The organism is Okeania sp. SIO3I5, from assembly GCF_010672085.1.
Lineage (GTDB): Bacteria > Cyanobacteriota > Cyanobacteriia > Cyanobacteriales > Microcoleaceae > Trichodesmium.
The window spans coordinates 44,846-71,563 of sequence record NZ_JAAHHT010000011.1 but is presented as its reverse complement, the minus strand read 5'-3'; the positions used below and the strand labels follow the sequence as shown (position 1 = coordinate 71,563).

The following is a 26,718-nucleotide window of genomic DNA, read 5'->3' as shown; positions in this document are numbered from 1 at the left end:
AAAGATAAATTCTTGTCTAACAATATAATTCACTGCATTAAATAAATTTTTTGACAAAAAGCATAACTTATCTATTTCTTGATAATTAGAATGATTCGGCTTAATTATATGTTTTTCAATCAGTTTCAGCATCTCACCCCTGAGAGAGTGTTTCTCTTCTTTTCTTTATCGCTCTAGGTCGTCCATATATTCCGGCACTAAAAGAAATAGAATATATCCTCAACTATGAAAAGAATAACATAATTGTCCGTAAATGTCTATAAATGTCTATATTTTTATTGAAATCCAATAAGACTTAAAATATATTATTTCAATAATTTAGTGGTGATGTTGGTAACAGTTTAATTAGCCATAATAAAAATGTTCTTCTCTCTCAAGATAATATTTTTCGCTCTTTCCCTTTGTTTCCTACTCACTGCTCCCTGCTCCCTAAATTTTTTATTGTGGTTATTCAAAGAGACATGATCTAACTCCTGTTTATTTGAGAATCTAACAAGTTAGCTTGAATTAAATATAGCACTATATTTAGGGCGCGGGAATTAGTAAATTCTCTGATTGGGGCATTTGGACATCGAAAAATTGCTCAAAGATACTTTTAACTTTTGACTTGCGCGTAGCGCTATAGGATATTAAATTTACTTTTGCTAAATTCCTAACAAGATCTCTAAAATTCTCCAAATTAATTATATTACAGCAATTTTTAGGGTGATGAGCTACAGTTTAATACTAATTTATATTCCCTATTACTTATCTAAATACTAACTCATGGCCAAACAATTAAATTTACTTTCGGGACAAGTTATTACTACACCACTCCATATCGAAATGCAGCAATCATATCTTGAATATGCCATGAGTGTGATTGTTGGCCGCGCTTTGCCAGATGTTAGAGATGGACAAAAACCAGTTCATCGCCGAATACTATACGCTATGCACGAACTTGGTCTCACTCCAGATAGACCTTTTCGGAAATGCGCCAGGGTAGTTGGAGATGTTCTCGGAAAATATCATCCCCATGGCGATCAAGCTGTTTATGATGCTATGGTGCGGATGATTCAAAGTTTTTCCACTCGTTATCCATTGCTAGATGGCCACGGCAACTTTGGCTCTATTGATAATGACCCCGCTGCTGCCATGCGTTACACAGAAAGTCGCTTGGCATCAATTGGCAATGAAGGTTTATTGACACAAATTGGTGAAGCTACAGTTGACTTTACCAACAACTTTGATGGTTCCCAACAAGAACCTAAAGTATTACCTGCACAATTACCATTTTTATTACTGAATGGTTCTTCTGGAATTGCTGTAGGGATGGCGACTAATATTCCACCACATAATTTAGCTGAAGTAGTGGATGGCCTTATCGCCCTAATTGATAATCCTAATGTTTCCGATCAAAAGTTATTTCAATTAATTCCTGGGCCGGATTTTCCCACTGGAGGAGAAATTGTCAGTACAGATGGAATTATTGATGTTTATACTAAGGGTAGAGGTAGTATCCCGATCAGGGGTGTGGCAACTATTGAGCAAGTTCCCACAAGTCGTGGACGACGCACAAAAACGGCGATTGTGGTGACAGAGTTGCCTTTCCAGGTTAATAAAGCAGGTTGGATCGAAAAAACAGCAGACTTAGTTAATGCTGGCAAGATAGAAGGTATTGCCGATCTGCGGGATGAAAGCGATCGCTCTGGAATTAGGGTTGTCATTGAGCTAAAACGTGAAACAGATCCCAGTGTTGTATTGCACCATCTCTATCAACAGACTGACTTACTTTCTAAGTTTAATGCAATTATGCTAGCTTTGGTTGATGGGCAACCACGGCAATTATCTTTGCGAGAACTTTTACAAGAATTTCTCAGTTTTCGGGAACAGACTCTCACTCGTCGCTACACCTATGAGTTAGAAATAGCTCAAGCTAGATGTCATATTGTCGAGGGTTTGCTGACTGCTTTAACAGAATTGGATACAGTAATTGATATTCTCAGAAATGCACCTGATGGCAGCACTGCTAAAGTTAGCTTCCAAGAAAATTTGGGTTTAAGTGAAAATCAAGCTGATGCTATTTTAGGAATGCCAATGCGTAGACTGACTGGTTTGGAGAAACAAAAATTAGAAGAAGAATATGAGCAACTAATAGCAAAAATACAAGAATTAGAAAATTTATTGAGCGATCGCAATCAACTCCTCAAAGCGCTGAAAAAAGAATTGCGAACCCTAAAACGGAAATATAGCGATCCCAGACGGACTCGAATTATTGAGCAAGCAGAATCTAAAAATGCCGAGAATGTTGCATCTATTTCTCAACAAAAAAGTGATCTAGAAACTGGTAACAAAGAAATAGATAGACAAACCAAAGGTAGAAGTAGAAAATCAAAAAATACAACAGTCGAATCACAAATTTTGACTTTGGAAGCTACACCGCCACCTACAGAAAAAGTTATCATAGAATTTACCCACCGAGGATATGTAAAAAGAGTTTCTGCCAAAGGATTTGATAAACATCAAATCGATAAAAAATCCGATATTACTATCAACAATAGTGAGGATTTTACGACTAATATAATTGAAGTAACTACCGACAAAACTTTAGTATTATTAACTCGTACTGGTAAAGCATATCCTTTAAAAGTAAATGATATTCCTGCTGCTTCTAACCGTTCGACAACAAGAAATGAAAATAAAGGGGTGCCTTTAGTAACGTTACTACCACCATCAGCAACAAAAGAAATAACGAATTCCCCTAGAGAAATTATTGTTGCTCAATTTGTTTTAAATGAAGCAGAAGAGAATAAAGACTTAATCATGTTGACTCAAAATGGCAAAATTAAACGTTTATCTTTGTCTGATTTGAGCGATTTAACAAATCGTGGTATGACAGTAATTAAACTCAAAGAAGATGATGAATTACGTTATGCTAATCTGGGTAAAATGGGAGAACAAGTAGTTTTAGCAACTTCTGGTGGGCGATTATTAAGATTAGAAATAGATGACGAACAATTACCATTAATGGGGCGTACTGCTCAAGGTTCTCAAGCAACAAGATTAAGGAAACAAGAAGAGTTAATTGGTTGTGTGAGTTTAAGTGGAGAAAGTAATTTATTGTTAGTTTCTCAACAGAGTTATGGTAAGCAAATTCCTGTTGCTGGTTTGCGACTAGCTAATCGCGGTGGTATTGGGCAAAATGTTTTTCAGTTTACTAAAGAAAATGATGTTTTGGCAGGGATGGTTGTTGGTGATTCAAATGTTTTGGTTCAGATGTTGACAACTGATGGTAGGGTGTTTGGGATGATTAGCGATCGGGTAAAAGTTTATGGGCAAGATGATAAAGGCGATCGCTTACTGAAGTTGGGTGCAAAGGAAAGAATTATTAAGGTGCTTGGTTATTAATTCAGTTATCAGTTATCAGTTATCAGTTACAGCAGATTCCAAGTATATGAAGACAGTGTAACGCACCGAAATATTTGGGGTATGCGGTGCGTTACATTTCATTTTCATGTTACGCAGCAAAATGCACCTTAAAAGATTACTTCCTGGTTTCTATCAATTAGAAACTCGAAGAAAATATAACTTGGATGCTTCTCACTAGGATACTTATATTTGATATAAATACGACCAAAAATTTAATTTTGGAGCTATTGTTTTCCCAAAATTTGTAAGAAGCTTTAGCGTGATTCTTTTTTTGTTCAACTACTGAATCAAGTATTTGGATAATAATAGTTGCTATAGCACTAATTCCTATTAAAATAGTGGGTAATTTGCCAAGAATATTTGGGATTATTATGGCAACTATAGCTAATTTATTGGCTGTAAATTCTACTAGCATTTTTTTTCCTTTTACGAAATTTATCCTTATCAAAATTGATGGCTTTGTTGGCCGGGATTTCAATTTTTATATTGGCAACATATCAGTTTTGAATAGAAGATATCTAGAGCTTTTATGGCACTTAAGAAATTTTTTTTAACGAGCTTTTTGATGGCTTTATCTGTCTTAAATGCTGAGATATTTATAGCCTTAAGTGCCATAACTTCTCTGGATAATAACTTTAAGCAATAAGCGTAGGTTGGGTTGAGGAACGAAACCCAACATTAGTCCAAAATTAGTAAGGTTTTGTTGGGTTTCACTGTCGTTCAACCCAACCTACATTTTTAGGTGTATCAGTCCACTAGAAGACTGCCGAGATATTTATAGCCTTAAGTGCCATAACTTCTCTGGATAATAACTTTAAGCAATAAGCGTAGGTTGGGTTGAGGAACGAAACCCAACATTAGTCCAAAATTAGTAAGGTTTTGTTGGGTTTCACTGTCGTTCAACCCAACCTACATTTTGAGCACCGAAGCACTTGGGATATGCGGTGCGTTACATTTCATTAACGCACCCTACTAAACTGCTGAGATATTTATCGCCTTAACTGCCATAACTCCCCTGGATAATAACCTTAAGTTGGGTTAAAATTGAGTCAGCAAATTTTTAAATACAGTGGGTTCTACCTTGATGAGGTACACCCCGAAGCGAGCAAGATGCTCGCACTGGGGACATTTAATTTTTACCGATAAATTTTGGTTTAAAGCTTTCCCTTTTAAGGGGATAATAAATAAAAATTTTCCTTTGAGTCAATCTTCTTATTTTCAAGGAGAGGTAATTATTAATTATTCATTATTAATTATTAATTGTTGAATTGAGCTTATGAATGAAAAGAAAACACGCAAACGAGGTCGTATTCTGACAGATAAAGGGTTCGATAAACTCAAGAATGCTGTCAATAAGAAGTTTCCATTTTTTGGTATTCAACCTACAGATAAAGAGTTTGAACAAATCTTAAGTCTAATTATTGAGAAGCAAGGAGACTTTAGCTTAGATACTTTCAAAAAAATCTGGAAGCGTGAAGAAAATGCTGACACAAAATATATTAAAGCGGTAGCTGAAACTTTTGATTTAAAATTTGAGGATAATATTGACTATATCCATAAAGATGATCTTCCTAATACTGCCGAACAAAAAACTCTCTCTTCTCCTGACACTGCTGATACAGATATAGAAGATTCTAATTTACGTTGGGTAGGACGCGCAGAATTAATTTTTGACTTGAGGCAAAAACTATCGGGTGAGTTGCGCATAATTTCTATTGTTGGCATCACTGGTATTGGTAAGACTTCTCTGGCAACACGACTTTCTGTTGATGAGCAGATTTCAAATTTCCTGACTCCCTCTTGGGTGAGGTTTTATGATGCTCCGACTAAAACTTTTGATCTGGTGGCGCAACAAGTTTTGGCGGAAAAGTTGTCTGCACAACCTCAGTTACAACAGGATCGAAAAGCTTTGTTGCAGGCAATGATTAATGAGTTGCAAGTTCGTCCGATTCTATTAATTATTGATATGTTGGAGGCGGTGTTAATTTCTGATGGGAAAGGTAGTCATTTTTGGCAAGAGGGAGAGTCTATTTTTGGAGATTTTTTAGAGAGAATAATACTAGCTGAAAATATGCCGTCGCGAGTCATACTTACTTCTCAATATAGTTTACCTGTTTTGGCACAAGGTAGATATGATGAACGAATCTGGGAAGAGCGACTTGAGGGTTTAAATCAGGAGGAGTCTTTGCGACTTTTTGAACGTTGGAATGTCAGCATTGAGAATAGTCAAACGGAGGATTTTTTAACCAGAATAATTAAAATTTATGAGGGGCATCCTCTGGCTTTAAAGTTGATTGCTGGCGATATTCTTAATGAACCTTATCAGGGAGATATTGAGGCTTTTTGGGAAGAGAATAAACCTCATTTTGAAGCTATGGAACGTCAGATTCGGAATGGTGAAAATGTGAGAAGTAAGTATATTATTGAGAAGGTTAGAAGTAGAGTTGAGGATACTTTAAAACGTTTATACTCTTCTCACCAATATGCTTATTTAATGTTATCTATGGGAGCAGAATTAGAATGTTTTGCTGAAAAATTAGCCTGGTTGACGGTTGTGTGTGATGCGCCGGAAAAAGAACAGGATTTGGCTTTTGCAACTTTGAAAAAAAGGTTTTTGTTGGAATGGGAAAAACCTCACAATAAGGTTCTTTATCGTCTCCATAATTTAATTCAAAATGTTGCTCTTGAGGATAATTTGGGTTATATTGAGGAAGATTAAAGAAGCAGTAAACACTCAGCAGTAAGCAATCAGGAGGTTTAAAGTCAGGAAAATGTAACTTCTGACTTTTGACCTCTGACTTTAGTGAAACAGTACAGGTTAGCTTGAGCTGATAGCTAAATGCTTCAAGCTATAAATATAGATGATCAAATTTCACCATGAATCAAAAATATCAAACAATCAAAAAAATACAATACTTATCCATCACTCAATTGAGTAAAGTTTGCTATGACAATTCCGGTCAATTAATTACTATCACACCCCAAAAAAATGAAAATATTGTCCTTAACTATGCCAGGCAAAAACAAACTTCCAAATTAACTATGGCCAACTCTTCCCAAAATAACCTTGATCCATCAGACAATAACCATTTACCTCAACCAGAAAAAAGTTTAACGCACAGAGAAAAAGCTAACCTCCGCCTCGCCTATTATTGGTTAAAAATCTATCAACCAGAACCGGGTGGATCTAACTTGGAAAAAGTCAAAGGATATCTGCAAGCTTTCCGTCATTTTGGCAAAATGGGAGAGTGGGAAAAAGCAAGTCAAATTATTTCTACGCCAGTTGGTGAAAATTTAGATGTTCAACTATGGAACTGGGGTTACTATGAGGAATATATTCAACTCTACAGTAAACTGTTAGGTAAATTAGACCAACATTGGGATGGTATTTGTTTAAATCGTTTGCGTAATGCTTACTTTGTCCTAGAAGAATACCACAAAGCAATTGAGTATGATCTGCAGCATTTACAAATAGCAAGGGAAATAGGCGATCGCTCTGGGGAGAGTACTGCTTTGATGAATTTGGGTAATGCTTGCTATTCCCTAGGAGAATATCACAAGGCTATTGAGTATCATCAGCAGCATTTACAAATAGCACGGGAAATAGGCGATCGCTCTGGGGAGAGTACTGCTTTGGGGAATTTGGGTAGTGCTTACTTTGTCCTAGGAGAAGATCGCAAAGCAATTGAGTATGATCTGCAGCATTTACAAATAGCAAGGGAAATAGGCGATCGCTCTGGGGAGAGTACTGCTTTGGGGAATTTGGGTAGTGCTTACCTTTGCCTAGGAGAAAATCACAAAGCCATTGAGTATGCTCTGCAGCATTTACAAATAGCACGGGAAATAGGCGATCGTTCTGGGGAGGGTATTGCTTTGAGGAATTTGGGTAGTGCTTACTTTGTCCTAGAAGAATACCACAAAGCAATTGAGTATCATCAGCAGCATTTACAAATAGCAAGGGAAATAGGCGACTGTTTTGAGGAGGGTTATGCTTTGAGGAATTTGGGTAATGCTTACAAATTCCTAGGAGAATATCACAAAGCCATTGAGTATCATCAGCAGCATTTACAAATAGCACGGGAAATAGGCCATCGCTCTGGGGAGGGTTATGCTTTGGGGAATTTGGGTAGTGCTTACTATTCCCTAGGAGAATATAACAAAGCCATTGAGTATGATCTGCAGTATTTACAAATAAAAAGGGAAATAGGCGATCGCTCTGGGGAGGGTTATGCTTTGGGGAATTTGGGTAGTGCTTACTATTCCCTAGGAGAATATAACAAAGCTATGGAGTATTATCAGCAGTATTTACAAATAGCCAGGGAAATAGGCAACCGTTCTGGGGAGGGTTCTGCTTTGGGGAATTTGGGTAATGCTTACTATTCCCTAGGAGAATATGACAAAGCTGTTGAGTATCTTCAGCAGGGTTTACAAATAGCACGGGAAATAGGCGATCGTTCTGGGGAGGGTATTGCTTTGAGGAATTTGGGTAGTGCTTACTATTCCCTAGGAGAATATGACAAAGCCATCGAGTATCATCAGCAGGGTTTGCAAATAGCCAGGGAAATAGGCGATCGCTCTGGGGAAGGTAGTGCTTTGGGTGACTGGGGAGAAACTCTGCTCAAGTTAGAAAAATATCCCGAATCTCTGGAATATTCACAAGCAGCATTAGAGATATTTCAGCAGATAGGAAACCCTCATCACCAAGCAATAGCTCTCCAGAATATAGCAGAAACCCATCAACACTTAGGAAATTTAGATGCAGCACGACAGTATTGCGATGAGGCGTTGGCTATTTTCACAGAATTAGGAGTGCCAGAATTGAAAGAATGTCAGGAATTGCAGGAGGAAATTCAAAAGTCAAAATTCAAAAGTCAAAAGAGTTAAAATTCAAAATTCAAAAGTTGAGGGCAAGACACAGATTTTGCCACGGATGCACGGATGAGGAAATTCAAAATTCAAAAGTTGAGGGCAAGACACAGATTTTGCCACGGATGCACGGATGAGGAAATTCAAAAGTCAAAATTCAAAAGTAAGAATGTCTGCAAACGGAATTTAAAAGTTGGGGACAAGACACAGATTTTGCCACAGATGCACGGATGAGGAAATTCAAAATTCAAAAGTCAAAATTCAAAAGTTAAGAATGTCTGCAAACGGAATTTAAAAGTTCAGTAGGGTGTGTTAGCGTTTGCGCAGCATTCCGCAGGAAAGCGTAACGCACCGCCCAAAATGTTTCGGTGCATTACATTATCATTAACGCACCCTACTGGACTACTTTTCCCAACATTAATGGTAAAATCTTATTCTCCAAAAAAGATTCCTCTGCACAGAAAAGCGATCGCCACTCATTTCCTCCCTTGCCAAAACTGCTCCTTTGAAGTATCCTAATATAGAGAAAACCACTTCCCAAACAATACCCATGAAAACAAAAAGCTTTACTGCCATCGTTTACCGAGAAGAGGATATGTATATAGCTGAATGTCCTGAAATTGGTACAGTTGATCAAGGTGCTACAATAGAAGAAGCACTGATAAATCTAAAAGAAGCAACAAGACTCTATCTGGAAGAGTGCCCCCCACCGGATAATATAACCCCAAGATTTGTTACGAATATTGAGGTTAGTTATGCCTAGACTTCCAAGAATTTCAAGCAAAGAAGCAATTCGCACCCTAGAGCGTCTGGGTTTTCAGCAAGTCAGGCAAACAGGTAGTCATGTTGTTCTCAAAAAACCCTTGCCAGATGGAACAATTGTTTGTGTCGTGCCACCGCATAACGAATTAAAAATTGGTACTCTTAGCAGCATTCTCAAACAAACGAAAATTACCCCGGATGAGTTTATCGCTAATTTATGATGGGTAGATAAGCGATCGCTCCCCACTTCCCTTTCTAGAAAAAAATGCTATAATTATCAAAATTGAGCGATATTAAAAGTAAACAATTATGTCTTCTTCAATTATCTCACAACACATAGAAATTACAGAAGGTATCTGTGGCGGAAAACCCCGTATTGCCGGACATCGAATTAAAGTTCAAGATATTGTGATTTGGCATGAAAGAATGGGAATGTCTCCAGATGAAATTATTTATCACCATCCTACTATTACCTTAGCAGATGTTTATGCAGCTTTAGCTTATTACCATGATCATCGAGCAGAAATTAGGCAACAAATTGAGTCAGGAGAAGCTTTTGCCAAACAATTACAAGGCAACAAACCATCTTTAATTCAAAAAATTATCAAGGATGAAAATGTCAAATAAAATTAAATTTCATCTAGATTAAAATGTTAGTAATGCCATAGCAAATGGTTTGAGAATACGAGGCATTGATGTTACAACCTCAGCAGAAGCGTTGCTCATTGGTGCATCTGATCAACAACAATTAGCTTATGCTTTATCTGAAGAACGAGTCATTTTTACCTTTGATAATGATTTTCTCAGTTTAGCTGCCACAGGTATCGAACATTTTGGAATTATTTATACTCGTTAACAACGTCAGTCAATAGGAAAAATTATTAGCGATTTAGTCTTAGTTTGGGAATGTTTATAACCTGAATATATGTACAATAATATTGAGTTTTTGTAGCTCATAGTAAATTCAGTAATGACTTATAAAGACTTGCATCATCCAATGAATTTTCTATTGACTATTTAGTACCTTTTATTTGCTAAAATAAAACAACTCAAATGTCACAACCAAATTATTATGGTAAACTACAACGAATTACTCAACCTACCATCAAGTGACGAATTACCAGACTCAGACGACAAACCCGTGGATCACGAAATACAAATCCTAATTCCTAACCTGCTATGGCTAATTTTAAATCAGTTATGGGGCGATCGCTCGGATTGGTTTTTTGGCATAAATATGGGAATTTTCCACACCACCGGATCAAGTCCTAGAGTTGCTATAGTTCCTGATGCTTTCCTCAGTTTAGGAGTTCCAAAACTGAAAGATGATAAGTTGCGCTCTTCCTATATTCTTTGGGAGGAAAATTATATTGTTCCGATATTCGTGTTAGAGATTGTTTCTAAAACTTATGGCGACGAATATGATCAAAAAATGACTGATTACGCTCGGTTGGGAGTATTGTATTATGTTATTTATAACCCAGACTATTTCAAGCGAGATCAACATGAGCGTTTTGAGGTGTATCGTTTGTTAAATGGAGCATATCAACGTTTACAAGGAAATCCCGTGTGGATGCCAGAAATTGGTCTGGGGATAGGAACTGAAGTTCGTAATTATTACCGTTATCAACGAGAGTTGTTGTATTGGTATGACTCTGAGGGGAACAGGTTTATGACCCCAGAAGAGCGAGAACTTCAGGAACGACAACGATTTCAACAGGAGCGACAACGTGCTGAACAGCAAGAACGACGTGCTGAACAACTTGAACAAATGTTGCGTTCCCTTGGTATCGATCCAGAACAGTTGTAGCTATCGCTCAAGTTAAAAGTTAAACATACAAAAACTTGATGACAATTTCTTGATTTGAGTCGCGTTCGCGGAGCGCGGAAGGTCGTTCTATCGCGACTCATTTCCCTTTCACCGAAAAAATGCTATAATCATCAACAGGACTTACGCAGAGCCACTATATATAGTAAGGGCGAATGGCATTCGCCCCTACAGGTGGTGTATAATTTCGTATTTTGCGTAAGTCCTGATCAAATTACTTGCTAAAATCAAACAAAATATCACAATCCAAATATTATGGTTAACTACAACGAACAACTTAATCTCCCATCAAGTGAGGAATTACCTGATTCAGACGGCGAACCTGTAGATAGTGAAATGCATATCCTCGTTGCTTTCCTGCTAAGAGAGATTTTAAATCGAGTGTGGGGCGATCGCTCTAATTGGTTTTTTGGCGTAAACATGGGAATTTATCACACTACCGGCTCTAACGTTAGAATTCCCATAGTTCCTGATTGTTTCCTCAGTTTGGGAGTTCCAAGTTGCAAAAATAATAAATTGCGACCTTCTTATGTTCTTTGGGAGGAAAATTATATTGTTCCGGTATTCGTATTGGAAATTGTTGCTGAACCCTATAGGGGTGAATACGATGAAAAAATGATTGATTACGCTCGGTTGGGAGTCTTGTATTATGCGATCTATAGTCCAGATCCAGATTATACCAAGCGAGACAAACATGAGCGTTTTGAGGTGTATCGTTTGTTAAATGGAGCATACCAACGTTTACAAGGAAATCCCGTCTGGATGCCAGAAATTGGTCTGGGGATAGGAACTGAAGTTGGTAATTATTACCGTTATCAACGAGAGTTGTTGTATTGGTATGACTCTGAGGGGAACAGGTTTATGACCCCAGAAGAGCGAGAACTTCAGGAGCGACAACGTGCTGAACAACTTGAACAAGAAGTTCAACAGGAACGGCAACGTGCTGAACAACTTGAACAAATGTTGCGTTCCCTTGGTGTCGATCCAGAACAGTTGTAGCTATAGTGCTATACGCAAGTCAGATCGAATTTGCTGACAATGGAAGTGTTATACCGATACTTTCACCTCATCATTAAGCATCTTTTGCAATGCTTCTAGTAATCTCAGTCGATCTGTATAGGAAAGATTATGTACTTCATTTAGTACCTGCTCTTCAAAAATGAATAATGAATAATGAATAATGAATAATTACCTCTCCTTGAAAAGAAGAGGATTGACTAATCATGAAAATTTTTATTTATTATCCCCTTAAAAGGGGAGGCTTTAAACCAAAATTTTTCGGTAAGTAAACATAGACTATCCATTTATTTTGAAATTTAGCCATTTCCTACTATATCATTTATTTGCTAAAATTAAATAGTTCAAATGTCACAACCAAATTATTATGGTAAACTACAACGAATTACTCAACCTACCATCAAGTGACGAATTACCCAGTTCAGACGACAAACCCGTGGATAATGAAATACAAAACCTAATTCCTAACTTGCTACTGCTAATTTTAGATCGGTTATGGAGCGATCGCTATGATTGGTTTTTTGGCGTGGATATGGGAATTTTCCACACCACCGGTTCAAGTCCTAGAGTTCCTATAGTTCCTGATGGTTTTCTCAGTTTGGGAGTTACACGACTCAAAAATGATAAATTGCGACTCTCTTATGTTCTTTGGGAGGAAAATTATATTGTTCCCATATTCGTATTGGAAATTGTTTCTCAAACTTATGGCAACGAATACGATAAAAAAATGATTGATTATGCTCGGTTGGGAGTCTTGTATTATGTGATTTATAACCCAGATTATTCCAAGCGAGACAAACATGAGCGTTTTGAGGTGTATCGTTTGTTAAATGGAGCATACCAACGTTTACAAGGAAATCCCGTGTGGATGCCAGAAATTGGTCTCGGGATAGGAACTGAAGTTGGTAACCATTACCATTCCGAACAAGAGTGGTTGTATTGGTATGACTCTGAGGGGAACAGGTTTATGACCCCAGAAGAGCGAGAACTTCAGGAACGACAACGAGTTCAACAGGAGCGACAACGTGCTGAACAGCAAGAACGACGTGCTGAACAACTTGAAGAAGAAGTTCAACAGGAACGGCAACGTGCTGAACAACTTGAACAAATGTTGCGTTCCCTTGGTATCGATCCAGAACAGTTGTAGCTAGAGTTAAAATTCAAAATTCAAAATTCAAAATTCAAAAGTAAGAATGTCTGCAAACAGAATTCAAAAGTAAGAACGTTTGCAAACGGAATTCAAAAGTTGAGGCAGGAAACGTCTCTTATAAAGTCCGGTTGAACAGTCGTCATTGCGACGATAGGAAGCAATCTCTTATGTTGAGGAGATTGCTTTCTTCCAGGAGTGTAAGTCGCAATGACTTAGCGATAGTAATTATGGGGATTCTATATCAGCGGGAGAAGTTGGGGGCAAGACACAGATTTGGCCACGGATATACGGATGGTGAGTTATATTATCCGGACTTACGCAAACTCTTAGACAACACGCTATCCGCAGGGGGCGAATGCCATTCGCCCCTACTAGATATGATGGTTTTGCGTAAGTGCTGGTTATAAGAAACCCGGTTTCTGCGTAAGTCCTGACTGATAACTGATAACTGAAAATCTAATCTTGTACAATATGAACAGAACAATGAGCGCGGTGGATAACATAATTACTTACACTACCTAATACCAGTTCACTCAAAACAGAATGTCCACGACGTCCCATAACAATTAAATCAGCACTCCATTCTTGTGCTATTTTACAGATTTCCCGACCAGGATTACCTCTTACTTGAGTAAATTCTGTTGGAAAACCAGCGTCTCTTCCTGCACTTGTTTTTGATTGCAGCATCTGTAAACATTCTTTCTCAAACTGTTCCCAAATCTGATGATATTCTTTCATTATCTGTGGATCGTAACCAACACTCATTGGCCAAAGGTTACTGATAGGACTTTCTTGTGCTTCCTCCGACAGAATATGAACTAACATCAGATTTGAGTTACCAAGTTTTGCTAACTGTAAGGCTGTATTAAAGACGCGATCGCCTATGGCAGATGTATCAATAGCAACTAAAATTTTTTCATACATAGGTTAATATTCCCAAATTTTTTTAATATACACAGGACTTACGCAGAACCACCATATCTAGTAGGGGCGAATGGCATTCGCCCTCTATAGATAGCTTATTGTCTAAGAATTTGCGTAAGTCCTGATACAGCTAAAAAAGAACTGGTAAGGACATAGACTGATAATAAATCTTAGACTAGGAAACGTTTTTCCAACTATTCCCTGTTCCCTATTCCCTGCTATATAGCATTTCTCAGGCTAGTAAGATACACTGCTGTAGATCCCCCCTAACCCCCCTTGAAAAAGGGGGGAACCGGAAGTCCCCCTTACAAAGGGGGATTTAGGGGGATTGTTAATGTACCTCACGTTTGGTGAAAATCACTATATATCTATTTTTATTGTATCAGGACTTACGCAGAACCACCATATCTAGTAAAGGGCGAATGCCATTCGCCCCTACATAAGGTGTATGATTTGGAATTTTGCGTAAGTCCTGTGTATAAAATTACTTAAGTTATCTAACAATTAATAAGTTAAAAATTATGAATCTTAATATTTTACCCGGTAATAGTTTTCCGATTGGTGCCACTGTCTCTCAAAACCCCAAAGGAGTAAATTTCTCTATCTACTCCAAAAATGCTACGGCAATAGAATTACTACTATTTGATGAACCATTGGCAGCTAAACCAGAACGAGTAATTTTACTTGATCCAAAACAACACAGAACTCATCATTACTGGCACATTTTTATTTCTGGTATTGGAGCGGGACAAATATATGCTTATCGAGTTTATGGACCTTTTAATCCAGAAAAAGGTCACCGATTTGATGGTAAAAAAGTTTTACTCGATCCTTATGCTAGAGTCGTAGTGGGACAAGAAAAATATAGTCGTGAAGCTGCTACGGGTAATACTGATAACTGTGCTTACGCTCTCAAAGGGGTAGTAGCTGATCCAACTACTTATGACTGGGAAGATGACAAACCCCTAGAAACTCCCTACGCTACCACAGTTATCTATGAAATGCACGTTGGTGGATTTACTCGTAATCCGAACTCTGGAGTACCGCCTGAAAAACGCGGTACTTTTGCTGGATTAATAGAAAAAATTCCTTATCTCAAAGAATTGGGAATTACTGCGGTGGAATTATTACCCGTACAACAATTTGACGAACAAGATGTGCGCGAACCTCTAATTAATTATTGGGGTTATAGTCCGATCGCTTTTTTTGCTCCTCACCACGGTTATAGTTCTCGCCAAGATATTTTCGGACCGATGGATGAGTTTCGAGATATGGTTAAAGCTTTGCATAGATCGGGAATAGAGGTAATTTTGGATGTGGTGTTCAATCACACTGCGGAGGGGAATGAAAACGGACCAACTGTTTCTTTCCGGGGCTTGGAAAATTCTGCTTACTACATTCTGGAAGCTGATGATTCTAGTTGCTACACTAACTATAGTGGTTGTGGAAATACTTTCAATACGAATAATCCTTTTGTACATCGCTTAATTGTTGACTGTCTTGGTTACTGGGTGAGAGAGATGCACGTTGATGGGTTCCGGTTTGACTTGGCATCTGTTATGTCTCGCAGTATGACTGGCGATCCTTTGGAAGATCCTCCGGTTTTGTGGGCAATTGAGTCTGATCCGGTTTTGGCGGGAACTAAGATTATTGCTGAAGCTTGGGATGCAGCAGGACTTTATCAGGTGGGTTCGTTTATTGGCGATCGCTTTGCTGAATGGAACGGACATTATCGGGATGATGTGCGTCAATTTGTCAAAAGTGACCCCAAAATAATTGATAAGTTGGCAGCAAGAATTATGGGTAGTCCTGATATTTATCCTCAACCAGACAGGGAACCGAATCATAGTATTAATTTTATTACTTGCCATGATGGTTTTACTATGAACGATCTGGTTTCTTACAATGAGAAACATAATGAGGCAAATTGTGAAGATAGTCGCGATGGTGCTAATGATAATTTGAGTTGGAATTGTGGAGTTGAAGGAGTTACGGATCGGCGGGAAATTGAAGTATTAAGACTGCGACAAATCAAGAATTTTTTCACCATATTGTTTTTTTCCCAGGGTACCCCAATGATTTTGATGGGAGATGAAGTCAGGCGCACTCAACTGGGTAATAATAATGGTTATTGTCAGAATAATGAACTTAGTTGGTTTGATTGGAGTCAAATTGAGAAACAAACGGATCTATTACGATTTGTCAGAGGGATTATTAATTTTACCCAAGAGTTAGAAATTATGCAGGTAGATAAGGTTTTAGCTACTGTGGGAGCGGGGACTCCAGAATCGTCTTTAGCTACAGATGAAGAGCAAATTAATCCGAATGAAGTACCTAATATTAGTTGGCATGGAGTAAGTTTAGGTAAACCTGATTGGTGGGAAGATTCTCGGACTTTAGCTTTTAGTTTAAGGCATCCAGAGCTACCTGCTGCTATTTCGTCAGAGGAGAAAAAAGGTGAATATTTTCATATTATGTTGAATGGTTATTGGAAACCTCTAATGTTTGAGTTACCACTTTTGCCAAAAGGGGAAAGTTGGTATTTGATTGTTAATACTGCTTTTGCTTCTCCTAGAGATTTTAATAATTTTGATGCAGCGATCGAGGTTATTGGTGTTAGGTATCGGGTTGAACCGCGATCTGTTGTTGTTTTGATGGCAAAATAGGTGTGAAGTCAAAAGCTGTAGGTTGGGTTGAGGAGTCGAGTAGATGAAACAGTCCACTACTACTACATCCATCCGTGTATCCGTGGCCAAATCCGCGTCTGCCTTAATCGCGACTTAATCCTAGGATCTCAACCACATCCATCCGTGTATCCGTGGCCAAATCCGCGTCTGCAGAGTAGTCCACTACTGGACTAGAGATTTTAACTTTCCTGGCGGGAAGTCCCGCGCTCTCCATCCCCCCTAACCCCCCTTTGGAAGGGGGGAGGGGAGCGTCGGGATGAAAGCCAGGGCCAGGATTCGGATACCTTCATAAGCTAAACGTTTATATGCCCTTGACAAGCTAGGAGAATTTTGTTATTATCAATGTCAACACAGGGGGAGGACATCACCTCTGTCTAAACAGCGGTCAGGGTTTCCCAGACTGAAGAATCCCGCGTTGTCCCGTAAGGGCAACGTCGGGAGTATGTCAACGATCTGGATACAGCAACAAAAGTTATTGGTGTTAGATATCCGTGAAATCCAGAGTGCTATTGAAAATAAAAAATAAAAATGGATAACTGAAAATATTTTTTATAAAAAGACTATCAAAAATTGATTTTTTCGTCCACTTGACAGGAATGAAAGGTAAAAGTTAGTATATTTACAGTTAAGAACCTCGAAAAATAAATAGTAATAGGTTTTTGGTCATTTCTTAGTTATTAAGGGTGACTAACAGGTGGTTTTTCATGTTTGCATGGACCCCCATCGACGCGGGTCAGAGAATCGCTGAAACACTGATTCTCTCGTTGACCCCCGTCGATGCCATGCCAGGAGCGGGTTTGAGGGTCGTCATTTTGGCAAAATTAGCCTTGTTGATGATAAAATCAAAGGGGCGCGTCGATTTGGGTATTTGAAACCCTTGCTATGTCTGGGTTCTAGATCGTAGCTCTTTGCAAACCCTAATCCCTATTTAGGGATTGAAACGTTCATCAGTTGACAGGTAATAGTAACCAATTTTAGCACTTTGCAAACCCTAATCCCTATTTAGGGATTGAAACAGCGTTTAGGTAACAATTGTTCAGCAAATAACTTAACTTTGCAAACCCTAATCCCTATTTAGGGATTGAAACGCTCTCTATAAACCCGAAATCAAACTGTTCGTTCTTTTCTTTGCAAACCCTAATCCCTATTTAGGGATTGAAACAGGCTTGATGCTTAGCATCTTCTTTTGCTTTCTGAGCATTCACCTTTGCAAACCCTAATCCCTATTTAGGGATTGAAACTTTTTACCTTCAATGACTTCCGGGCTTGCTTGACGCTTTGCAAACCCTAATCCCTATTTAGGGATTGAAACCTTTCGGGATCCCTCCTCCAATTTGTTGGTGGTTTCCTTTGCAAACCCTAATCCCTATTTAGGGATTGAAACGTAGTTTGATTACCTGTAGTTGGGAATGTGTGCTCCCATCTTTGCAAACCCTAATCCCTATTTAGGGATTGAAACAGAAAGCTGCAGAACTCGCCTGACCAGCGGAAAGTCTTTGCAAACCCTAATCCCTATTTAGGGATTGAAACATTGCTTTCAGATGCTTTTTGTTAAGCAACTCAAAAACTTTGCAAACCCTAATCCCTATTTAGGGATTGAAACTTCCATTGTCCTTCCAAATGGTTGTATTCCACATCGCAAACCTTTGCAAACCCTAATCCCTATTTAGGGATTGAAACTTTCAGTTAAACCAATGAAGTTTTGGTTGGCATTGCTTTGCAAACCCTAATCCCTATTTAGGGATTGAAACATCTGGTAGGAATTCTTCAATTACAGGAGTTTCAACCTTTGCAAACCCTAATCCCTATTTAGGGATTGAAACTCTAAGGTGGCAAGCAAAATTTGCTAAACCACTAGAGTACCTTTGCAAACCCTAATCCCTATTTAGGGATTGAAACACGATGCTGAGTAAGGTCAATAAGTTCACCAGTATAACTTTGCAAACCCTAATCCCTATTTAGGGATTGAAACAGTAATGCACCCCCAAGAATCTCGTACTAAATCACCACTTTGCAAACCCTAATCCCTATTTAGGGATTGAAACTTCAGATAATCAACTTTTGCTATGTTGATAGCTTTAACTTTGCAAACCCTAATCCCTATTTAGGGATTGAAACGTCCAACCCCATAACTAATCAATGAAACAGATACCCCTTGCAGAATTTCCCGAATCCATAAAAAACCTAATTAACCAAGCACAAAAGACAGGTGAACCCTTAACTATCATCGAAAATGGTATTCCCTTTGCTATTATTTCCCCTGTCAAGAAAAAATCCCTCCTGCAAACTCTTTCTAACCTTGAACCTTTAGATGAAGACTTTCCAGATATAGATGAAGGATTATTACCCTTAGATGATATTGAGTTGTCAAAATGAGTTATTTATATTTATTAGTAGTCCAGTAGTGGACTAGAGATTTTACAGCAGTTTTCATTTCAGTAGATCACAGTAGGGACGTTCCATGGAACGTCCCTACAAGGTTTTTGTTGTGTCGATGTGGTTCATCAATCTGAAAAGCGCTGCAATAATTTGGATGCAGCGATCGAGGTTATTGGTGTGAGGTATCGGGTTGAGCCGCGATCTGTTGTTGTTTTGATGGCAAAATTAGTAAATTAACTTCTCGGTTGGAGTTAGAAACCTCTCAATTGAGATTTCCAACCTCTCGTCAGCGATCGCTTTCTATTATAATGGCAATTGCTGTTATTATTTCTTCTAATTCAGAGGTTGATAAAAATCCTAATTTACGAATAAATCTTTCTAGATCAACGCTTCTTAACTGTAATGCGTCAGCAGATGATAGTTTACTTAACCCATTGTCTGAGGTTGGTGTTAGATAAATATGACAGAGATTACTAGAAAAAGATGATTGCCAGTTGGTAATTGGTACAACTAACTTCAGAGGAAGTTTACCAATATAATCTGAATTAACGATTACTGCTGGTCGAGTTTTTTTAATTTCCCGAAAAATCAAGGTTTAAAGTCTCTCCTGTAAAGGAGAAAAAAGAAAAAAATTTCCTTTTTAAGAAGAGGTAATTATTAATTATTAATTATTAATTGTTAATTATTGAAGCACCAATTGTTGGGTCTAAGTTAATCAGCCAAATTTCACCCCGCTTAGGATTAATCTTCATAAATTTCTCTGTTATCAAAGCTTATCCAATCTTTCCAATCTTTGTCTTCTTGATAATATTCTTTCATTGTTTCTGCTTGTTCAGTTAAAATACGATGACGTTCCTCTATGGGAAGTTGTCGAAAAGCTTGGCGTTTAATTGACATATTTGATGCAGCTTTTGATGCAGCTTCAGGTACAATTAAAATAACTTCTATAGTTTCTCCTACAGGTAAATTAGAGAGGCAAATATCAATTCGATTACCTGTTAAAACTTTTGTCGTTAAATAGTGTGTTTGTTTCATAATCACTTTCATTAATTAATAATTGATAATTGATAATTATGTTGGTTAATATCATCAGGGTAGCAGAGACAGAAAGTTTTTGTCAACCATTGATTAAAAAATGAGCGATCGCTCCTCAAACCTGGTTGGTTTTGGAAGAGCGATCGCTCATTAGTATTTCCTGCTGTCGCCCAAGAGGGGTAGGACTGTTTCAGAATTAATACCATTTTTCTGTAACAATAAGCTTAATAATTCTTACCCCTAAATAATATCAAATCCGCTCTTATCGGTATAAAAAAATGTTTGATCTTCAGCAATTCACAAGTCCTCCTAAATTCTCTTCCCTCCTGACTCCTGACTCCTGACTCCTGACTCCCTAATCAATTATCTAATTATGCCAATGTTAAAGGATTTGATATAATTCAGCTTTTGAAACTTTAAAATGGAAATGCTGGAAAACACATCCGAGTATAAATATCTCGTTGGTCATCATAAAAGGCTCTTCTACCATGCATAATTCTCGTATTATCAATCATCAGAATATCCCCCTTTTGCCAGCTTATTTCTATAGTTATTCTCTCAGCAATCTCATTTAGTTCTGACATTATCTCATCAGTTATTTCTGAATCATCCTCAAAGCATACGCTTTTTGGGTTTACCTTTTTTGCCTGTAATAAACTATTAATAAAAACATCATCTTTTTCAGTTCTACTTTTATGTATTGCTGAACAAATGAATTTAAAATTAATTGATTCATCTTCGTTAACTTGAACTTCCTTGCCTTGACTTTTACATATCTCTTTGGCGACATTCAAATCATTAGTTTTGTATTTTTTCTGCCAATCTTCTTTTTTTAAATGACCAGGAAATTTTAATTTCTTCCTACTCAATAAATCTTGCATTGAATTACTAAGTTCATTGAAGAATTGCCGACCATCACATACTGTTGTTTCTCCATCTTTTAAAGGTGGATTAGCACAAAAAAACCAAACTATCTGGGGAGGTTTGTTGATATAGTACATTTCTCCATGTAGTTTCATTTCATCCTTAAAGTCATTAACAGTTAATATAGTTCCATCCTCATTAATTATTCTCCGATTTATCACACCTCCAGTGTAATCCATAAAATCTTTACTCAGTGAATTACTAAATTTTGCAAAAGTATCAACATTAGTTTCAAAACCTCTAAATAGTAAGAAACTATAATACTTAAACAGATTAATTATCTCTTCTTTGTCGATGTCTAAAAGACTTGTATTCTCTGTATTAATAATTTTTCTACCTAAATTTTCAGAGAAGGGTTGTATTTCTATCTTTGTTTTTGTAAACATATTTATCTCCTATTCTACCGGACAAGATATCAGACTTTTTTAAATTTGTCAAACCCAATCCTAATCCCTACTCTGACACCGCTCAAGATAAAAAGAAGCAGTACGATCGCCACAACCCTCTGCCACACATTCTTCAAATAAACGCCCTGCTTCCACAAAAGACTTCTGATGATATAAAATAACTGCCTTTTCAAACTTTTCCTTAGTAGCATTCTTTGCTGCTCGCAATTCAGGCACATCAGCAGAAAATACTTCAAATAAACCAACCGCTTTAGCCTTTCCTTTAGCTTTCACTTGCTCAATAAAACGCAAGTCATATTCCAAAGGATTATTCAAACGCGCTAAAGTTTGATGAGTAATTAACAGAGAAACCCCATAGGTTTTAGTCAACCCCTCCACGCGCGAAGACAGGTTCACCGCATCCCCAATCACAGTTCCATCCATACGCCCCATTCCGCCTACAGTTCCTAAAATTAACTTCCCTGTATGCAAACCAATACCAATACGCAGGGGATTTATATTCTTTTGCTGTCGAGATAAATTGTATTTTTTCAACTCCTCCAACATAGCGATCGCTCCTTTGAGAGCATCATCAGGAGAATTAGGAAACAGTGCCATAATTGCATCACCTATATATTTATCAATAAAACCGCCATATTTTTGAATTTGAGGTTCCATGTAACCGAGATACTCATTAATAAAAGCAAAGTTCTCTCCCGGTGTCATCTGTTCCGAGATGGTAGTAAAACCCCGGATATCGGAAAACAGCACCGTCATTTCCCGTTCCACTTGCTCTCCTAATTTCACATCAATAATGCTCTTTTTCTCTAAGAAACTGAGAAACTGTTCCGGAACAAAACGCTGACAAGCATCGTATAGTCGAGCATTTTCCAAAGAAATCGCACCTTGAGCAGCGAGGGTACGCAAGAGTGCCATGCGATTTTTGGTAAAAGCTCCCGCGCTCAGATTATTTTCCAAATAGATAATACCTTGGAGTTGATTTTGATTAATCAGAGGAGTGCAAGCGATAGACTGACATTGATACTCTTGAATGTAGGCATCCTCGGTAAAGTCACCTTCAGTTACAGCATTGTTGAAAACTACAGTTTCACGAGTGCGCGCGACATAACGGACGATCTTTTCCGAGAGCTGTTCAAACTGCTCTAAGGGAACAGACTGCAAAACCGAGACTTCCTCCAACTCTGCTTCCTTGATAGCTTCTATGAATAAACTTTCGCCTCTGGGCAAAATCAGAATGCCTCGTTGCGCTCCGGCATTTTCTACCAGAATATCCATTAAAGTTGCCAACAAATTCTCCAAAACAATTTCGCTGGAAATAGCATTAGTGGATTTGATGACAGTAGCTAAATCTAATTCTGCACCATCCGTAGAATTGCTCGTGGTGCGGGTATTCAAGATTGTGGAACTAGAACTTAATGTGGTTGGGGACTGGAACAATTGAGGATAGTTTTCTTCCAGGTGCTTAACTTTTGCAGTTGCCCCCCACAGAGAATAACAGTAATGGGCCTCTATCATGTAAGCACGGGCTGCTGTTTCCATGTTCCAGTTGAGATAAAATTTTGCGGTGAGTTCGTTGGCCAGGGCTTCTTCTTGGATATATTTGTTTTCTTTTGCTCCTGCAATTGCCAAGTTATAAAATTCAATCGCCCTTGACTTTTCTCCTATAGCTCGATAATATTCGGCTTCCACAAGATAAAACTTATGCAAATAATTCATGGGTGCACAATCCACCCAATGCTTGATTTTTTCTTGGTTTTCTCGTACTTGTTGAATTAGACTTTCGCTCACTAACAATTCTTCGCTTTCAATTACATTATGTTTTACCCGAGCCAACCGTGCCAAGGAACTGTAAAAATGCCTTAAGGGTATGAACCAAGAACCGCCCCTTACAGTGGCTGAATATTTTTCGGCTGCGGTGCTGGCAACAAGGGACTCATCAAATTTTTCAAAAATATAGTAAAGCATTGCTTTTAAAATATAAATCATCCATAATCCGGGGTGATTTTGGTTTTTCTCAAAATAGAGAATTAAGGATTCCTCATCCATTACTGTCCCCACTAGCCGATCTGGTTGCTCCGATCGTCCCTGCAAGTTTAAAGCTACTTGCAACAAAGGTCGGTTATAGTTGATTATGTGTTTGTGACCTATCGTCTCTAGGATTTTATTATGACTTTCTATTTCTCGCGCCACCTCAGAAAGCTCCTCGCCTCTGAAATACAAGCAACCACAATAATTGTTGCTAGCACCACCTGCGTAGGTAAAATCTCCTGTTTCTAAACCCAATAGAAATGCTTGTTGTAATGGTTTTAGTGACTCTCTCGGGTGAGCATTGGAAAGATTAATAAAGGCATAAACCACCGTCAAAATAGCCGTTTCAAACTGTCTGTCGTTAAACTGGTAAAGGAGAGTTAAAGCTAGTTGACCGTATTCGTAAGCGAGTCGGAATTCCCCAGCACCACAAAGAATCATCCCGTAAGTTGCATAGCTAAAAGCAGATGCTGGTGCATTTCCATAATCGAGGGAGAGTTCGATTTGTTTTAAAATAATCAGGCTACATAAGGTTGGTTCTCCTACATATGTCACGGAAACAAGTTGGACTAAAAGGGCTAAAACTTGGTGGATGAGAGGGTCTTGCATTTGAGGTAAGTTAGCAAGTTCGGTAGGTTGGCGATCGCCTATGAGGGTTTTGATGTTGAGCAAGGCAACTGCAAAATCTGCCTGAGATACTTCTTCAGGAAATTCGATACCACAGGAGGCAAGACTATCCAAACCAGCAGTTAGGGCTTCGACAAATCGTTCTTGATTGCTATAAGCATCAACTTGAATTTTCCCCAGTTCGAGGCGATTGAGAGGTGTTTTCGCTTCCTTGGCGATTATCCCTGCTAATTGTTCCATCCGCTTGATTTCTGTGTTCAGATAAGCGGCTTTAGTGGCTTCTTGATACAAACTGAGAGTTAATTCGTATTGAGTCTGCCAACCGCCTGCATCCAGCAGAGACATTCCCGCATCGAAGTAAGCGATCGCTGCGGCATAAGCATTGGCGTCAATAGCTTTGCGTCCCGCTTGCAAATTTAAACGAGCTAATTTTTCCCGTTCGCCTGAATCGCTTACGAGTTCCAGACTGCGATTCAATTGTTCGACAATATCGAATAACTTATCTTCTTGCTCACTTTCGTGAATCTCTTTGAGGAGAGTTCGTCCTATTTCTAGGTGTTTAATAGCTCTTTCCTCTTCCGGAATTAGAGTATAAGCAGCTTGTTGGATGCGATCGTGTCCAAACTTATAGGATTGAATTAGCAGGTTTTCGTCTAGTTCGGAGAGAGGAATGATCAAGTTGCGAGAAATAGCTATTTTTAATAATTGAAAGATTTCTTGTTCAGGTTTTTTTTCCACCCACTGCAAAATTTGTAATTCAAATTCTGCTCCCAAACAAGCAGCCTTAAATAAAATTTCTTGTACCGATGGCGGTAATTTTTGCAATTTTTCCACCATTAATTCCACCACATTATCGGTAAAACCTCTGGCTTTAATTGCTGCTAAATTCCATTGCCAACTTCGCGACTGAAAATTAAATTGTAGCAATTTTTCTCCATACAATGCTTGTAAAAATTGCTCGACAAAAAACGGATTACCTCCAGTTTTTCCCTTGACTAATTGAGCTAAATTAAGAACTGCTTCTGGAGTCTTATTCAGGGTATCACCGATTAAATAAGCAATTTCTTCAACAGGTAAAGCATTTAAAGTAATTTGGTTAATTGCGTTGTTATTTTGCCGGAGTTTTTCTAGAGAAATAGCCCAAGGATGACCCGCTGAAACTTCATTATCTCTATAAGCACCCAACAGCAATAAATACTCGGTTTTTTCTTCGATTAATATCCGTTCTATCAGTTGTAAACTAGCTAAGTCTACCCATTGTAAATCGTCGATAAATAAAGTTAAAGGATGCTCTTTTCTGCCAAAAGCACGAATAAAATTACTAATCACCAGATTAAAACGATTTTGTGTTTCGTTTGCTCCTAATATTGGAACTGGAGGTTGTTTACCAATAATCAGTTCTACTTCGGGAATCACATCAATAATAACTTGTCCGTTATTTCCCAAAGCTTTTAATAATTTTTCTCGCCAGATTCCTAACCCCGCTTTAGTCTCTCCCAATAATTGCCTAATTAATCCTCCAAAAGCAGCAACAATAGCTGAATAAGGAATATTCCTTTGAAATTGGTCGAATTTCCCAGAAATAAAATAACCACGACGAGCAGTAATGGGTTTGTAAAGTTCTTGTACCAGAGATGATTTACCAATGCCAGAATAACCCGCCACCATCATCAATTCAACTTTTCCACTTTTTGCAACTCGCTCGAATGCTTGAAGTAAAGTGGCAATTTCTGATTCTCGTCCGTAGAGTTTTTGAGGAATAGAAAAGCGCTCTGAAATATCTTGAGTTGCTAAAGGGAAAACTTCAATATTTCCCACTAATTTTAATTGCTCAGAGCAATTTTCTAAATCCGTTTTTAATCCCCAGAGACTTTGATAGCGCTCTTCGGCATTTTTCGCCATTAATTTCATTATTATCTGTGAGATTATCCAGGGAATTGAACTGTCAATTTCTGAGGGTAAAATTGGCTTTTTGGCAATATGAGAATGAACTAATTCCAAGGCATCTTCTGTAGTAAAAGGCAGTTGTTTGGTTAACATTTCATAGAATGTTACCCCCAAGGAATAAAAATCTGTCCGGTAGTCTAAACTACGGTTCATTCTCCCAGTTTGTTCTGGGGAAATATAAGCTAAAGTACCTTCTAAAACATTGGGATTTTTCAGGGTAGGATTTTCTCGACTTAGTTGTGTAGAAATGCCAAAATCAATAATTTTTAGTTCTTTGGTTTGGGGGTTAAAAACGATATTTGCTGGATTGATATCTTTGTGAATAATGCGTTGGGTGTGAATTTCTCTCAAACTTTCGATGATGGCGATCGCCAAAAACAAAAACTCTTCCAGAGATAGTTTTTCAAGTTCAAGCAAGAATTCTTGGAGAGAAATTGCTCCAAAGTCTTCTAAGACAATTACATAACTCCTTTGCCATTCTACCAAACTGTAAGCTTTGACAATACCTGCAGATTTTAACTGGCAAGTCAGATGATATTCCTGTTTATAGCGTCTAATTTGTTCTGAGGTAGGATAGTCTTGATTAAGAAATTTGAGAATGACAGATTCATTATTATCAACTCGTCGAGCACGATAAACTTGAGAGTTAGCGCTATTGTGAATGGGGTAAAAATTGTTGTATCCGGCAAGAGTTACCATAAAAAAAATAATAGATAATAGGTAATGGAC

Annotated in this window: 18 protein-coding genes, 1 pseudogene and 1 CRISPR repeat array; of the genes and pseudogenes, 12 read left to right on the top strand and 7 right to left on the bottom strand. The window is 38.0% G+C overall.

Translation table 11 applies throughout. The features are described from left to right. Positions 1-765 precede the first annotated feature (765 nt). Positions 766-3,387 (top strand): DNA gyrase/topoisomerase IV subunit A, encoded by a 2,622-nt coding sequence (locus F6K40_RS04330; RefSeq protein ID WP_293131873.1) that lies wholly within the window; start codon positions 766-768, stop codon positions 3,385-3,387. Between the two features lie 157 nt (positions 3,388-3,544). On the opposite strand, the gene F6K40_RS04325 is transcribed toward F6K40_RS04330, so the two are convergent. After that, complete coding sequence (locus F6K40_RS04325) at positions 3,545-3,823, bottom strand: hypothetical protein (RefSeq protein WP_293131870.1); 279 nt, start codon at positions 3,821-3,823, stop codon at positions 3,545-3,547. 861 nt (positions 3,824-4,684) lie between these two features. On the opposite strand from F6K40_RS04325, the gene F6K40_RS04320 reads away from it, so the two are divergent. The 9 genes and pseudogenes from F6K40_RS04320 (at position 4,685) to F6K40_RS04280 (ending at position 13,028) form a co-directional block, all read left to right on the top strand. After that, positions 4,685-6,127 (top strand): NB-ARC domain-containing protein, encoded by a 1,443-nt coding sequence (locus F6K40_RS04320; RefSeq protein ID WP_293131867.1) that lies wholly within the window; start codon positions 4,685-4,687, stop codon positions 6,125-6,127. Between the two features lie 158 nt (positions 6,128-6,285). Next, positions 6,286-8,292 carry a tetratricopeptide repeat protein gene (locus F6K40_RS04315; RefSeq protein ID WP_293131865.1) on the top strand — a complete coding sequence of 669 codons (2,007 nt, stop codon included), beginning with the start codon at positions 6,286-6,288 and terminating at the stop codon, positions 8,290-8,292. A gap of 532 nt (positions 8,293-8,824) precedes the next feature. Continuing rightward, positions 8,825-9,037 carry a type II toxin-antitoxin system HicB family antitoxin gene (locus tag F6K40_RS04310; protein ID WP_293131863.1) on the top strand — a complete coding sequence of 71 codons (213 nt, stop codon included), beginning with the start codon at positions 8,825-8,827 and terminating at the stop codon, positions 9,035-9,037. After that, entirely contained in the window at positions 9,030-9,257 is a 228-nt protein-coding gene (locus tag F6K40_RS04305; RefSeq protein ID WP_293131861.1) for a type II toxin-antitoxin system HicA family toxin, read from the top strand. The genes F6K40_RS04310 and F6K40_RS04305 overlap by 8 nt, the downstream gene beginning before the upstream one ends. An 88-nt stretch (positions 9,258-9,345) precedes the next feature. Further along, entirely contained in the window at positions 9,346-9,663 is a 318-nt protein-coding gene (locus tag F6K40_RS04300) for a DUF433 domain-containing protein (protein WP_293131859.1), read from the top strand. A 34-nt stretch (positions 9,664-9,697) separates the two neighbouring features. Beyond that, positions 9,698-9,892 (top strand): annotated as a pseudogene (locus tag F6K40_RS04295) (DUF5615 family PIN-like protein); the annotation flags it as partial. A gap of 216 nt (positions 9,893-10,108) precedes the next feature. Further along, positions 10,109-10,846 carry a Uma2 family endonuclease gene (locus tag F6K40_RS04290; protein ID WP_293131857.1) on the top strand — a complete coding sequence of 246 codons (738 nt, stop codon included), beginning with the start codon at positions 10,109-10,111 and terminating at the stop codon, positions 10,844-10,846. A gap of 273 nt (positions 10,847-11,119) precedes the next feature. Further along, positions 11,120-11,863 (top strand): Uma2 family endonuclease, encoded by a 744-nt coding sequence (locus F6K40_RS04285; protein ID WP_293131854.1) that lies wholly within the window; start codon positions 11,120-11,122, stop codon positions 11,861-11,863. Between the two features lie 385 nt (positions 11,864-12,248). Further along, positions 12,249-13,028 (top strand): Uma2 family endonuclease, encoded by a 780-nt coding sequence (locus tag F6K40_RS04280; protein WP_293131851.1) that lies wholly within the window; start codon positions 12,249-12,251, stop codon positions 13,026-13,028. Between the two features lie 459 nt (positions 13,029-13,487). On the opposite strand, the gene F6K40_RS04275 is transcribed toward F6K40_RS04280, so the two are convergent. Continuing rightward, on the bottom strand, positions 13,488-13,955 hold the full coding sequence (locus F6K40_RS04275; protein WP_293131848.1) for a universal stress protein: 468 nt from the start codon (positions 13,953-13,955) through the stop codon (positions 13,488-13,490). 521 nt (positions 13,956-14,476) lie between these two features. On the opposite strand from F6K40_RS04275, the gene glgX reads away from it, so the two are divergent. Together glgX and F6K40_RS04265 are read left to right on the top strand one after the other, a co-directional pair. Beyond that, complete coding sequence (gene glgX, locus F6K40_RS04270) at positions 14,477-16,621, top strand: glycogen debranching protein GlgX (protein WP_293131845.1); 2,145 nt, start codon at positions 14,477-14,479, stop codon at positions 16,619-16,621. Between the two features lie 927 nt (positions 16,622-17,548). Further along, positions 17,549-18,760: direct repeats of the CRISPR family, unit length 36 nt; unit sequence CTTTGCAAACCCTAATCCCTATTTAGGGATTGAAAC. Positions 18,761-18,781: 21 nt separating this feature from the next. Next, positions 18,782-19,018, top strand: a complete 237-nt coding sequence (locus tag F6K40_RS04265) for a type II toxin-antitoxin system Phd/YefM family antitoxin (protein ID WP_293131842.1) — start codon at positions 18,782-18,784, stop codon at positions 19,016-19,018. Between the two features lie 289 nt (positions 19,019-19,307). Here the strand turns inward: F6K40_RS04265 and F6K40_RS04260 are convergent, their stop codons facing one another. From F6K40_RS04260 to F6K40_RS04240, 5 genes are all read right to left on the bottom strand, one after another. Beyond that, positions 19,308-19,613 carry a type II toxin-antitoxin system PemK/MazF family toxin gene (locus tag F6K40_RS04260; RefSeq protein ID WP_293131839.1) on the bottom strand — a complete coding sequence of 102 codons (306 nt, stop codon included), beginning with the start codon at positions 19,611-19,613 and terminating at the stop codon, positions 19,308-19,310. A gap of 149 nt (positions 19,614-19,762) precedes the next feature. Then, complete coding sequence (locus F6K40_RS04255; protein WP_293131836.1) at positions 19,763-20,056, bottom strand: hypothetical protein; 294 nt, start codon at positions 20,054-20,056, stop codon at positions 19,763-19,765. Between the two features lie 11 nt (positions 20,057-20,067). Further along, the gene (locus F6K40_RS04250) at positions 20,068-20,262 is read right to left on the bottom strand and encodes a hypothetical protein (protein ID WP_293131833.1); all 195 of its coding nucleotides are present in this window, start codon (positions 20,260-20,262) and stop codon (positions 20,068-20,070) included. Between the two features lie 210 nt (positions 20,263-20,472). Continuing rightward, positions 20,473-21,366 carry a TauD/TfdA family dioxygenase gene (locus F6K40_RS04245; protein ID WP_293131830.1) on the bottom strand — a complete coding sequence of 298 codons (894 nt, stop codon included), beginning with the start codon at positions 21,364-21,366 and terminating at the stop codon, positions 20,473-20,475. 60 nt (positions 21,367-21,426) lie between these two features. Then, the gene (locus tag F6K40_RS04240) at positions 21,427-26,688 is read right to left on the bottom strand and encodes an AAA family ATPase (RefSeq protein WP_293131827.1); all 5,262 of its coding nucleotides are present in this window, start codon (positions 26,686-26,688) and stop codon (positions 21,427-21,429) included. Between the last annotated feature and the right edge of the window lie 30 nt (positions 26,689-26,718).

Excerpts from the sequence above, each read along its gene's own strand:
- glgX (WP_293131845.1), top strand. The coding sequence starts at position 14,477 with ATGAATCTTAATATTTTACCCGGTAATAGTTTTCCGATTGGTGCCACT.
- F6K40_RS04250 (WP_293131833.1), bottom strand. The coding sequence starts at position 20,262 with ATGGTATTAATTCTGAAACAGTCCTACCCCTCTTGGGCGACAGCAGGA.
- F6K40_RS04310 (WP_293131863.1), top strand. The coding sequence starts at position 8,825 with ATGAAAACAAAAAGCTTTACTGCCATCGTTTACCGAGAAGAGGATATG.
- F6K40_RS04275 (WP_293131848.1), bottom strand. The coding sequence starts at position 13,955 with ATGTATGAAAAAATTTTAGTTGCTATTGATACATCTGCCATAGGCGAT.
- F6K40_RS04265 (WP_293131842.1), top strand. The coding sequence starts at position 18,782 with ATGAAACAGATACCCCTTGCAGAATTTCCCGAATCCATAAAAAACCTA.
- F6K40_RS04320 (WP_293131867.1), top strand. The coding sequence starts at position 4,685 with ATGAATGAAAAGAAAACACGCAAACGAGGTCGTATTCTGACAGATAAA.
- F6K40_RS04280 (WP_293131851.1), top strand. The coding sequence starts at position 12,249 with ATGGTAAACTACAACGAATTACTCAACCTACCATCAAGTGACGAATTA.
- F6K40_RS04305 (WP_293131861.1), top strand. The coding sequence starts at position 9,030 with ATGCCTAGACTTCCAAGAATTTCAAGCAAAGAAGCAATTCGCACCCTA.
- F6K40_RS04255 (WP_293131836.1), bottom strand. The coding sequence starts at position 20,056 with ATGAAACAAACACACTATTTAACGACAAAAGTTTTAACAGGTAATCGA.
- F6K40_RS04325 (WP_293131870.1), bottom strand. The coding sequence starts at position 3,823 with ATGCTAGTAGAATTTACAGCCAATAAATTAGCTATAGTTGCCATAATA.
- F6K40_RS04290 (WP_293131857.1), top strand. The coding sequence starts at position 10,109 with ATGGTAAACTACAACGAATTACTCAACCTACCATCAAGTGACGAATTA.
- F6K40_RS04240 (WP_293131827.1), bottom strand. The coding sequence starts at position 26,688 with ATGGTAACTCTTGCCGGATACAACAATTTTTACCCCATTCACAATAGC.
- F6K40_RS04315 (WP_293131865.1), top strand. The coding sequence starts at position 6,286 with ATGAATCAAAAATATCAAACAATCAAAAAAATACAATACTTATCCATC.
- F6K40_RS04330 (WP_293131873.1), top strand. The coding sequence starts at position 766 with ATGGCCAAACAATTAAATTTACTTTCGGGACAAGTTATTACTACACCA.
- F6K40_RS04245 (WP_293131830.1), bottom strand. The coding sequence starts at position 21,366 with ATGTTTACAAAAACAAAGATAGAAATACAACCCTTCTCTGAAAATTTA.
- F6K40_RS04285 (WP_293131854.1), top strand. The coding sequence starts at position 11,120 with ATGGTTAACTACAACGAACAACTTAATCTCCCATCAAGTGAGGAATTA.
- F6K40_RS04300 (WP_293131859.1), top strand. The coding sequence starts at position 9,346 with ATGTCTTCTTCAATTATCTCACAACACATAGAAATTACAGAAGGTATC.